This window comes from Agromyces sp. Root81, assembly GCF_001429165.1.
In the GTDB taxonomy this organism is placed as follows: Bacteria; Actinomycetota; Actinomycetes; order Actinomycetales; family Microbacteriaceae; genus Agromyces.
In genome coordinates this window covers 134,430-145,590 of sequence record NZ_LMIR01000002.1, presented here as the reverse complement: position 1 = coordinate 145,590, position 11,161 = coordinate 134,430, and the positions used below count along the sequence as shown (strand labels likewise).

Annotated in this window: 10 protein-coding genes; 8 read left to right on the top strand and 2 right to left on the bottom strand. The window is 70.3% G+C overall.

Annotation, left to right across the window (positions count from 1 at the left end):
* Nucleotides 1-19: 19 nt before the first annotated feature.
* The 5 genes from ASE14_RS05695 to ASE14_RS05675 all read left to right on the top strand — a co-directional run bounded on the left by ASE14_RS05695 (nt 20) and on the right by ASE14_RS05675 (nt 3,735).
* Nucleotides 20-439 carry a cytidine deaminase gene (locus ASE14_RS05695; RefSeq protein ID WP_056652133.1) on the top strand — a complete coding sequence of 140 codons (420 nt, stop codon included), beginning with the start codon at nt 20-22 and terminating at the stop codon, nt 437-439.
* Nucleotides 436-1,737: a thymidine phosphorylase gene (locus ASE14_RS05690; RefSeq protein WP_056652131.1), complete on the top strand. Its 1,302-nt coding sequence runs from the start codon at nt 436-438 to the stop codon at nt 1,735-1,737. The genes ASE14_RS05695 and ASE14_RS05690 overlap by 4 nt, the downstream gene beginning before the upstream one ends.
* A gap of 80 nt (nt 1,738-1,817) precedes the next feature.
* Entirely contained in the window at nt 1,818-2,939 is a 1,122-nt protein-coding gene (locus ASE14_RS05685; RefSeq protein ID WP_235511117.1) for an adenosine deaminase, read from the top strand.
* Between the two features lie 56 nt (nt 2,940-2,995).
* Nucleotides 2,996-3,454, top strand: coding sequence for a PTS sugar transporter subunit IIA (locus ASE14_RS05680; protein WP_056652128.1), 459 nt, complete (start codon nt 2,996-2,998; stop codon nt 3,452-3,454).
* Entirely contained in the window at nt 3,451-3,735 is a 285-nt protein-coding gene (locus ASE14_RS05675) for a PTS sugar transporter subunit IIB (RefSeq protein WP_056652126.1), read from the top strand. Before ASE14_RS05680 ends, ASE14_RS05675 begins: the two co-directional genes overlap by 4 nt.
* Before the next feature lie 77 nt (nt 3,736-3,812).
* On the opposite strand, the gene ASE14_RS05670 is transcribed toward ASE14_RS05675, so the two are convergent.
* On the bottom strand, nt 3,813-5,516 hold the full coding sequence (locus ASE14_RS05670; RefSeq protein WP_056652123.1) for a phospho-sugar mutase: 1,704 nt from the start codon (nt 5,514-5,516) through the stop codon (nt 3,813-3,815).
* Between the two features lie 10 nt (nt 5,517-5,526).
* Nucleotides 5,527-6,354, bottom strand: coding sequence for a purine-nucleoside phosphorylase (locus ASE14_RS05665; protein ID WP_200953283.1), 828 nt, complete (start codon nt 6,352-6,354; stop codon nt 5,527-5,529).
* Nucleotides 6,355-6,438: 84 nt separating this feature from the next.
* Between ASE14_RS05665 and ASE14_RS05660 the strand changes: the two genes are divergently transcribed.
* The 3 genes from ASE14_RS05660 to ASE14_RS05650 all read left to right on the top strand — a co-directional run bounded on the left by ASE14_RS05660 (nt 6,439) and on the right by ASE14_RS05650 (nt 11,112).
* Nucleotides 6,439-7,869, top strand: coding sequence for an NAD(P)H-quinone dehydrogenase (locus tag ASE14_RS05660; protein WP_056655860.1), 1,431 nt, complete (start codon nt 6,439-6,441; stop codon nt 7,867-7,869).
* Between the two features lie 46 nt (nt 7,870-7,915).
* Entirely contained in the window at nt 7,916-9,439 is a 1,524-nt protein-coding gene (locus tag ASE14_RS05655; RefSeq protein ID WP_056652118.1) for an APC family permease, read from the top strand.
* Nucleotides 9,440-9,684: 245 nt separating this feature from the next.
* Nucleotides 9,685-11,112: an NAD(P)/FAD-dependent oxidoreductase gene (locus ASE14_RS05650; RefSeq protein WP_056652115.1), complete on the top strand. Its 1,428-nt coding sequence runs from the start codon at nt 9,685-9,687 to the stop codon at nt 11,110-11,112.
* Nucleotides 11,113-11,161: the final 49 nt, after the last annotated feature.

Genomic DNA, 11,161 nt, shown 5'->3' with positions numbered 1-11,161 from the left:
CCTGGAACGGGGGAGCACCATGACCGCAACGGATGCGATCGACTGGAACGAGCTCCGCGGGCGCGCCCGCGAGGCGATGGCGAAGGCGTACGTGCCGTACTCGGAGTTCCCGGTGGGCGCCGCCGCGATCGTCGAGGACGGCCGCATCGTGAGCGGCTGCAACGTGGAGAACGCCTCGTACGGGGTGACGCTCTGCGCCGAGTGCTCGCTCGTCTCGGCACTCGTCATGTCGGGCGGCGGCAAACTCGTCGCGTTCGCCTGCGTCGACGGCCACGGCGCCGCCCTCATGCCCTGCGGGCGCTGCCGGCAGCTGCTGTACGAGCACTCCGCCGAGGGCATGCTGCTCGACACCGTCTCGGGGATCAAGACCATCGACGAGGTGCTGCCCGATGCGTTCGGCCCGCGGCAGCTCGCCGAATTCAGAGGAGTGAAGGCATGAACACCGTCGAACCGTTCGACGCCGTCGACCTGATCCGCGCCAAGCGCGACGGGCACGAACTCGCTACGCCCGAGATCGACTGGCTCGTCGACGCCTACACGCGCGGCTACGTCGCCGACGAGCAGATGTCGGCCATGACGATGGCGATCTTCCTCAACGGCATGACGCGCCGCGAGATCCGCGACCTGACGATGGCGATGATCGCGAGCGGTGAGCGCATGGACTTCTCGGGGCTCGGCAAGCCCACGAGCGACAAGCACTCGACGGGCGGCGTCGGCGACAAGATCACGCTGCCGCTCATGCCCCTCGTCGCGACGTTCGGCGTGGCGGTGCCGCAGCTCTCGGGCCGCGGGCTCGGCCACACGGGCGGCACGCTCGACAAGCTCGAGTCCATCCCCGGATGGCGCGCCGAGATCACGAACGACGAGATGTTCGCGCAGCTCCGCGACGTCGGTGGCGTGATCTGCGCTGCCGGCGCGGGGCTCGCGCCCGCTGACAAGAAGCTCTACGCGCTCCGCGACATCACGGGCACGGTCGAGGCGATCCCGCTCATCGCGTCGTCGATCATGTCGAAGAAGATCGCCGAGGGCACCGGTGCGCTCGTGCTCGACGTGAAGTTCGGCTCCGGCGCGTTCCTCACCGACATCGACCGTTCGCGCGAGCTCGCCCGCACGATGGTCGAGCTCGGCGAAGACGCGGGCGTGGCGACCTCCGCCCTCATCACGAACATGAACGTGCCGCTCGGCCTCACGATCGGCAACGCCAACGAGGTGCGCGAGTCGGTCGAGGTGCTCGCCGGCGGCGGCCCGTCGGATGTCCGTGAGCTGACGATCGCCCTCGCCCGCGAGATGCTCGCCCTCGCCGGTCAGCCCGACGTCGACGTCGAAGCCGCGCTCGACGACGGCCGCGCCATGGACACGTGGCGCCGGGCGATCCGCGCCCAGGGCGGCGACCCCGATGCGGCGATGCCGGTTGCCCGCGAGCAGCACGTCGTGACGGCCGAGCGAGACGGCGTGCTCGTGGCCCAGCACGCCCTGCCGTTCGGCATCGCGGCCTGGCGCCTCGGTGCCGGTCGCGCACGCAAGCAGGACCCGGTGCAGCACGCCGCCGGCATCGACCTGCACGCCAAGCCCGGCGACGTCGTCCGCAAGGGCGAGCCGCTGTTCACGCTGCACGCCGACGAGCCCGCCCGATTCGCCCGGGCGCTCGACGCCGTCGAGGGCGCCTGGCGCATCGGCGACGCCGGCGAGGCGATCGAGGACGGCGGGCCGCTCATCGCCGACCGCATCGGTCGCTGAGGAGGCTCGCCGCCTGGCGCGGGACGTCTTGCTTCGAGATTGCCGAGACTTCGCGGGGGCCCTGTCGCTATCGTTGACTCGTGAACACGATTCCGACGGAGTACCGCCTCGAAGGCGACGGCACGAACATCCAGGCGCTGCCGAAGATCTCGCTGCATGACCACCTCGACGGAGGCTTGCGTCCGCAGACGCTCATCGAACTCGCCGACGGGATGGGTGTCGAGGTGCCCGCGGCCGATGCTGAGTCGCTCGGCCAGTGGTTCGCCGAACGCTCGAACTCCGGCTCGCTCGTCGAGTACCTGAAGACCTTCGACCTCACGACCGCCGTGATGCAGACCCGCGAGGGCCTGACCCGCGTCGCCCGCGAGTTCGTGCAGGATCTGGCGGCCGACGGCGTGATCTACGGCGAGATCCGGTGGGCGCCCGAGCAGCACCTCACGCGCGGTCTCAGCCTCGACGAGACCGTCGAGGCCGTGCAGTCCGGCATCGAGCAGGGCATCGACGATGCGCGCGCCCAGGGACTCGGCATCCGCGCCGGTCAGCTCATCACCGCCATGCGCCACGCCGACCGCGGTCTCGAGATCGCCGAGCTCGCCGTGCGTCACCGCGATCGCGGCGTCGTCGGCTTCGACATCGCGGGCGCGGAGGCGGGCTTCCTGCCGAGCCGTCACCGCACGGCGTTCGACTACCTCGCGAGCCAGTACCTGCCCGTGACCGTGCACGCCGGCGAGGCCGACGGGCTCGAGTCCATCCGCAGTGCCCTGTTCGACGGTCGCGCACTGCGGCTCGGCCACGGCGTGCGCATCGCGGAAGACCTGCTGATCGATCGCCAGGACGACGAGAACACCTACGTCTCGCTCGGTCCGATCGCGCAGTGGGTGCGCGACCGGGAGATCGCGCTCGAGACCAGCCCGTCGTCGAACCTGCAGACCGGCGCGATCGCGGCGTGGGGCGACGAGCTCATCGACCACCCCTTCGACCTGCTGTACCAGCTCGGGTTCCGTGTGACGGTCAACACCGACAACCGGTTGCAGTCGGGCACGAGCCTCACCCGCGAGTTGGCGCTCCTGAGCGACGCGTTCGGGTACGACCTCGACGACTTCGAGACGTTCCAGCTGAACGCGGCCGCGGCGGCCTTCCTGCCGCTCGACGACCGCGAAGAGCTCGCCGAGTTGATCCAAGACGGCTTCGACGACGCCTGACGCGCGGACGCTCCGGAGCACCGCGCACCCGCCTGCAGCCCCCTGAACGGACCCTGATGACCCTCCCGCCGCTCCCCGACGAAGCCATCGTGCTCGGCGCCCACGTCGACGACTGGCGCGGCGCCGTCCGCGAGGCGGGGCGGGCCCTCGTGCGGTCCGGTTCGACCCGCTCCGAGTACGCCGACCGGATGATCGCGGTCATCGAGGAGTTCGGCGCCTACGTCGTGATCGCCCCAGGGCTCGCGCTCGCGCACGCCCGGCCGGGGCCCGACGTGCGTGCAGAGGGACTCGCCGTCGTGACGCTCGCCGAGCCGGTGCCGTTCGGGCATCCGCACAACGACCCGGTGCGCGTCGTGGTCGGACTCGCGGTCTCCAACGCCGAGGAGCACGTGGCCTCGGTCGCCCGCCTCGCGAACGCCTTCAACGACAGCGGCATCGTCGGCCGCATCGCGAAGGCGGAGACCGCCGACGAGCTGCGGGCGATGCTCGGCTTCGATCGAGAGGCGGAGGCGTGAAGATCATCGCCGTCTGCGGAGTCGGCATCGGCACCTCCGCGATCCTGAAGGTGAACGCGGAGCGCGCGCTCGATCGGCTCGGGCTCTCCGCCGACGTCGATGCGAGCGATCTCGCGGGCATCGCCGCCGCCGCCGCCGACGCGCAGGTGATCCTGACGTCGAGCGAGCTCGCCGATGCCGTGCGCGCCGCGGTCGGCCGCAGCTTCGCCGAGATCGTCGAGGTGTCGAACTACTTCGACGTCGAGGAGATCAGCACGAAGCTCGAGACCTCGCTCGGCTGACCTCGTGGCACCGGGCGCCCGATCGTCCGAGCGACGAGCGGCACCGATGCGACGAGCGCCAGGGCGACGGCGACTGCCTACGCGACGAGCTCGCGCATGCCCGCGTCGAGCGCCGACACGGCAGCGGATGCCGCGGCGCGACGTTCGGCGACGGTGCCCGTCTCGGCCACGGCGTCGATGTAGATCTTGAGCTTCGGCTCGGTGCCGCTCGGACGCACCATCACGCGGCCGCCGCCGTCGAGCACGATGCGGAGCACGTCGGAGGGCGGCAGCTCGCCGAACCCGTCGGCGAGGTCCTCGATGCGCTCCACCCGGATGCCGCCGATGGACGCGGGCGGCTCGGCCCGGAGCCGCGCCATGATCTCGCCGATGCGGGCGAGCTCGGTGACGCGGATCGAGATCTGGGCCGAGTCGTGGCATCCGAACCGCTCGACGAAGGCGTCGAGGTGATCGGCCACCGTGCGCCCCTCGGCCTTGAGCTCCGCCGCGAGGGAGAGGAAGGCCAGGCCCGCGGAGATGCCGTCCTTGTCGCGCACCGTGGTGGGGTTCACGAGGTAGCCGAGCGCTTCCTCGAAGCCGAAGACGAGGCCGGGCGCGCGCGAGATCCACTTGAAGCCCGTGAGGGTCGCCTCGAAGTCGAGGCCGTAGGCGCGGGCGATCGCCTCGAGTCCGGGGGAGGAGACGATCGAGCAGGCGAGCGAGCCGTTCGGGCCGGAATCGCCGGCGACCGCCGCGGCGCGTTCCGCCGCCTGCCAGCCGAGCACGAGTCCCACCTCGTTGCCGGTGAGCCGCCGGTACCCGGCCTCGGCCGAGACGTCGGGGATCGCGATCGCGAGGCGATCGGCGTCGGGGTCGTTGGCCAGGATGAGTTCGGCGTCGACCGCACGGGCCCGGGCGAAGGAGAGATCCATCGCTCCGGGCTCCTCGGGGTTCGGGAACGACACGGTCGGGAACGCCGGGTCGGGCTCGATCTGCGCCTCGACGAGGGCGGGGGCGTCGAAGCCCGCCGCGGCGAGCACGCTCGCCATGGTCTGCCAGCCGACGCCGTGCATCGCGGTGTACACGACGCGCGGCTGCGCCGCCGGGGGAGCGGCGACCTGCGCCGTCAGCCGGATGTACTCGTCGACGACGGATTCGGCGGCCGTCTCGAACACGCCACGGGGAAGCTCTGGCACGAGCCGCGTCTCGGCGACGCGCTGGATCTGCGCCGCGATCTCGGCGTCGGCCGGGGCGACGATCTGCGAGCCGTGGTCGTCGCCGCCGAGGTACACCTTGTAGCCGTTGTCGTTCGGCGGGTTGTGCGAGGCCGTCACCATCACGCCGGCCGACACGTCGAAGTGACGCACGGCGAACGCGAGCACGGGGGTCGGCAGCAGTCGGGGCAGCAGGATGGCCCGCACCCCGGCGCCGGCCATGATCTCGGCGGTGTCGCGTGCGAAGACGGCCGAGTTCTTGCGACCGTCGTACCCGATCACGATCGACGGCGTCTGTCCGAGCACGGCGTGCTCGACGAGGTGGGCCGCGAGGCCCGCAGCCGCCTGGGAGACGAGCACCCGGTTCATCCGGTTCGGGCCTGCTGCGATCTCGCCGCGGAGCCCAGCGGTGCCGAAGGCGAGCCGCTGGTCGAAGCGATCGGCGAGGTCGGCGGCCGCCTCGGCGTCGCCGCCGTGCACGGCGTCGACGATCGCCGAGAGCTCGGCCCTCGTCTCCGGGTCGGGGTCCTGCGCGAGCCAGGCCTCGGCGAGGGCGATGCGCTGCTGGTCGGCGTCGGTCTGCGACATCCGCTGCCCCTTAGAGTTCGGCGACGATCTTGGCGAGCAGGCTCGAGATCACCGGCTCGGCCGTGCGACCGGCCTCGATGACCTCTTCGTGGCTCAGCGGCGTCTGCTGGATGCCGGCTGCGAGGTTCGTGATGAGCGACATGCCGAGCACCTCCATGCCCGACTGGCGCGCGGCGATCGCCTCGAGCGCGGTCGACATGCCGACGATGTGGCCGCCGATGATCTTCGCCATCTGCACCTCGGCGGGCGTCTCGTAGTGCGGCCCGCGGAACTGGCAGTACACGCCCTCGTCGAGCGTCGAGTCGATGGAGTGCGCGAGGTCCCTGAGCCGCTTCGAGTAGAGGTCGGTGAGGTCGATGAACGTCGCGCCCTCGAGCGGCGAGTCGGCCGTGAGGTTGATATGGTCGCTGATCAGCACGGGCGTGCCGGGCTTCCAGTGCTCCTTGATGCCGCCTGCGCCGTTCGTGAGGATCATCGTCTTCACGCCGGTCGCGGCGGCCGTGCGCACCGAATGGACGACGCGGCGCACCCCGTGGTCCTCGTAGTAGTGGGTGCGAGCGCCGATGACGAGGGCGCGCTTGCCGCTCGGCAGCAGCACCGAGCGGAGCGTCCCGACGTGACCCTCGAGCGCGGGCTTCGAGAAGCCGGGCACCTCGGTCGCGGCGATCGTGTGCGTGGTCTCGCCGATGAGCTCTGCGGCGCGGCCCCACCCGCTGCCGAGGGTGAGGGCGATGTCGTGTCGCTCCACTCCGGTGAGTTCCGCGATGCGCTCCGCCGCGGTGGCGGCGATGGCGAACGGGTCGGCAGTTGGGTCGTCGAGCGGATTGGCAGCGTGCATCATCCCACTCTAATGACGAGCGGATGCCGCGGCGAGGAGCTGCTCGTTTGCTGGCCGATGGCCGGGAGCTGACAGAATATGAGCATGGCCTATGAGTTCGAGCGCACCCAACGTATTGCCGTACTCGGAGGAGGGCCAGGCGGGTACGAAGCGGCCCTGGCCGGGGCGCAACTCGGCGCGGAGGTCACCCTCATCGAACGGGCGGGGGTCGGCGGCGCAGCGGTGCTCACCGACGTCGTGCCGTCGAAGTCGCTCATCGCCACTGCAGAGGCCTCGAACGCCGTCAAGGAGGCTGCGGACCTCGGCGTGCAGTTCTACGCGAAGGGCGACGCCGAGAAGGCCGTCAAGCCCAACGTGGCGATCAACCTCGCCGCGGTCAACAAGCGGCTGCTCGGCCTCGCCGCGCAGCAGTCGGAGGACATGCGCGGCAACCTCATCGAGGCCGGCGTGCACCTCGTGCAGGGCGAGGGGCGCCTCGACGGACCGAACGCGGTCATCGTCGCGACCGCGAAGGGCGGCACGGACTTCGACCGCATCGAGGCCGACACGCTCGTCATCTCGGTCGGCGCCTCCCCGCGCGTGCTGCCGACCGCGGTGCCCGACGGCGAGCGCATCCTCACGTGGACCCAGCTCTACCACCTGCAGCAGGTGCCCGAGCACCTCATCGTCGTCGGCTCCGGCGTGACCGGTGCCGAGTTCGCCTCCGCATACCGGGCGCTCGGCGCGAAGGTCACGCTCATCTCGAGCCGCGACCAGGTGCTTCCGGGTGAAGACGCCGACGCAGCATCCGTGATCGAGAAGGTCTTCAAGCGCAACGGCATGAAGGTCATGAACAAGTCCCGCGCCGAGTCGGTCGTGCGCGACGGCGACAGCGTCGTGGCCACGCTCACCGACGGGCGCGAGGTGCGCGGCAGCCACTGCCTGATGGCGGTCGGCTCGGTGCCGAACACGCTCGAGCTCGGCCTCGAGCAGGCGGGCGTGCAGCTGTCGGACTCGGGACACATCCGCGTCAACCGGGTGGCTCGTACCTCGATCCCGAACATCTACGCGGCGGGCGACTGCACGACGTTCATGCCGCTCGCCTCGGTGGCCTCGATGCAGGGGCGCACCGCCGTCTTCCACGCCATGGGCGACATCGTGAACCCGCCCGAGAACCGCAACATCACCTCGAACATCTTCACGCAGCCCGAGATCGCCACGGTCGGCTGGACCGAGAAGGAGATCGAGGAGGGCGTCGTGCCCGGCGTCGTCTACAAGCTGCCGCTCGCCTCGAACCCCCGCGCGAAGATGATGGGCATCCGCGACGGCTTCGTGAAGCTCTTCGCCTCGGCCGGCTCGGGGTCGATCATCGGCGGCGTCATCGTCGCTCCGAAGGCGTCCGAGCTGATCTTCTCGCTCGCGCTCGCCGTCGAGCACCGGCTGACGGTCGACCAGTTCGCCGAGGCGTTCCCGGTGTACCCGTCGCTGACCGGTTCGCTGACGGTTGCCGCCAGGGCCATGCACGTCGTACGCTGAGTGTGAATCCGCGTCGCGCGGGCGGCGCCGACCTCAGGGGGTAGCGATGAACCTGCGCGTGAAATCGGTCGAGTCGTCGATCGCCGACTCCCACGACGAGGAGCGGAGCCTCAAACGCTCGCTCGGCACGTTCGACCTCGCCCTCATGGGCATCGCCGTCGCGGTCGGCGCCGGCATCTTCTCGGTCGGAGCGCAGGCAGCGGCGAACTTCGCCGGGCCGAGTGTGATCGTCTCGTTCGTGCTGGCCGCCGTCACCTGCGGGCTCGCCATCATGTGCTACGCGGAGTTCGCCTCGACGGTGCCGGTCGCCGGCAGCGCCTACACCTTCACGTACGCGACGATGGGGGAGCTCCTCGCCTGGATCATCGGCTGGGACCTCATCCTCGAGCTGTTCACGGCGGCCGCCGTGCTCGCGAAGTACTGGGGCGTCTACCTCGGCGAGGCGCTGCTCGCCTTCGGGCTGCCCTTCCCATCGACCTTCGACCTCGGCGGTGTCGAGGTGAGCTGGCCGGCCTTCCTCATCGTGGCCGTCTTCACGGCGCTGCTCGTGGCCGGCACGAAGCTCACGGCTCGCGTCGGCGCGGTGTTCACGATCATCAAGGTCGCGATCGTGCTCTTCGTGATCGTCGTCGGGTTCTTCTTCGTGAAGGCGGCGAACTTCACGCCGTTCATCCCCGAGGCGGTGCCGACCGACGGCGGCGCGACGGATGTCTGGACGCAGTCGCTGTTCTCCTGGATGACCGGCGCCGCGCCCGCGCAGTACGGCGTCTTCGGCATGCTCTCGGCCGCGGCGCTCGTCTTCTTCGCGTTCATCGGCTTCGACGTCGTCGCCACGAGCGCCGAAGAGGTGCGCGAGCCGCAGAAGCGGCTGCCGCGAGGCATCTTCCTCGGACTCGGCATCGTGACGCTGCTCTACGTGCTCGTGTCGATCGTCATGACCGGCATGGTGTCGTACACCGAGCTCGCGGCCGAGGAGACGCCGTCGCTCGCGACCGCGTTCCGGCTCGTCGGGCAGGACTGGGCATCGGCCGTGATCTCGCTCGGGGCGCTCGCAGGCCTCACGACGGTCATCATGATCATCCTGCTCGGGCTCTCGCGCATCGTCTTCGCGCTCAGCCGCGACGGACTGCTGCCCCGCTGGCTGTCGAAGACCACCGAACACACGAAGACGCCCGCTCGCATCCAGATCATCGCGGGCACGGTCGTGGCGTTCGTCGCCGCCTTCACCGATGTCGGCCTCCTCGAGGAGATGATCAACATCGGCACGCTCTCGGCGTTCGTGCTCGTGAGCATCGGCGTCGTGGTGCTGCGGCGTACCCGCCCCGACCTGCCGCGCGGCTTCCGCGTGCCGTGGTCACCGGTGCTGCCGATCCTCTCGGCGGTGCTCTGCGTCTGGCTGATGTTCAACCTGACGACACTCACCTGGGTGCGCTTCCTCGTCTGGCTCGTCATCGGCGTCGTCATCTACCTGCTGTACGGGCGCCGCCGCTCGCGGCTCGGTCTCGAGCTGCGCGTGAGCGAGGTCGAGCTGCCCACGGCACAGGGCGCGGAGCCGCCGGCGGGCTCCTGACGACGCAGGGTCGGTCGCTCCGTCGAGGCGACCGACCGCGTCCTCCGCCGGGGTGACCGAAACGTGATCCGGAGCAGTCGGTGCCAGTGCTTTCGCAATCATTTTGACAACAAGCTTGTCAACGCTGTTGATTTCCTCCGCCGTTCGTTGCTAGCGTCCGAGTCAGCACCATGGCGTCAGCGGCGCCGGAGCGGTTTCCGAGCCCGCAGGCACCACCCCTGACAGTGGAGTCCCGGGAGGCGGACATGAACGAACGCGGCGAGATCGACAGCACCCACGGCACGCACGGGGTGACCCGGCGTGCGATCCTCGGCATCGGAGCAGCCGGTGCCGCAGGCGTGGTCCTGACCGCGGGCGCGCGTCCCGGTGCAGGCATCCCCGGCTCGTATCACCGCATGTGGGATGCGATCGTGATCGGCGCCGGTGCATCCGGTCTGGGCGCGGCCCGTGTGCTCGCCGACGCAGGCAAGCGCGTGCTCGTGCTCGAGGCCCGCGACCGCATCGGCGGGCGCATGTGGACCGACCGCACCTCGATGACGATCCCGATCGAGCGTGGTGCCGAGCTCGTGCACGGCACCACCGTCTCGACGTGGGAACTCATCGACCAGCTCGGCCTCTCCACGCGTCGGCAGACGACGATCTTCGGACGGCTTCGCCCCGACAGCCCGTGGATCGACGGCTTCACCTTCGAGAGCTGGCATTTCCCGCTCGGCGCGCCCTCGCTGCCGGGCGGGCTGCCCGACCCGGTCGACGGTGAGACGGCGCTCGCCTGGCTCGAGCGAGTCGGCATCACGCCCGACAACTACCCGATCATGCTCGCCGCGGCCGAGGTCGACAGCGAGCAGTTCGACGTGCTGCCGGCCTGGTTCGTCGTCGACACGGTGGCCGCCTGCCTCGAGATGCAGGAGCTCTCGGGCCCCATGCCGCCAGAGGAGTACGGCGACTACCGGGTCATCGGCGGTTACAACCAGGTGCTGCAGCCGCTCGCCGCGGGGCTCGACCTGCTGCGCGGTGCGCGAGTGCACACGGTCGAGCACCGGGCCGGCCGGGTCGACGTGCACTCGAGCGCCGGTTCGTTCAAGGCTAAGACGCTCGTCGTCGCGCTCCCCGGCGGCGTGCTGAAGAACGGCGACATCACATTCAACCCGCCGCTGCCCGCCGACAAGCGCGACGGCTTCCAGGAGATCGAGTACCTGCCGGTCTTCAAGGGCATCCTCGAGTTCGCCCAGCCCGTGCTGCCCGCAGCGCACCCCGTACCGAAGGCGTGGGACATCATGACGACGTTCTCGAAGAACCCGCCGAGCCTCTGGAACGGCTCGGTCGGCACCCCGGGCTACGCCGGCGAGGTCGTCGTGGCCTGGATGACGGGCGGCAAGGCGCAGGAGCTACTCGACCTGCCCGAGGCCGAGCGGTTCCAGGCGGCACTCGACAACGTGCGCACCGCGGTCGGCGATCAGGGCCTGCAGTACGTCAACGCCTCGACCTACGACTGGTCGAAGGACGAGTTCGCCCGAGGTGCGTACCCCGGTCCGTTCTCGCGGCGCAGCGGCCTGAACGCCCCGATCGCGGACACGATCTTCTGGGCCGGCATGGTGACCAGCACCATCCACTCGTCCCGCAACTCCGGGGTGGCGGCGGCGAACGCCGCGCTGACGGCACTCGCCGCGCGCTGACCCTCGCCCGCCGGGCGGCGAACCACCTCATGACAACGACGTTCAAGGA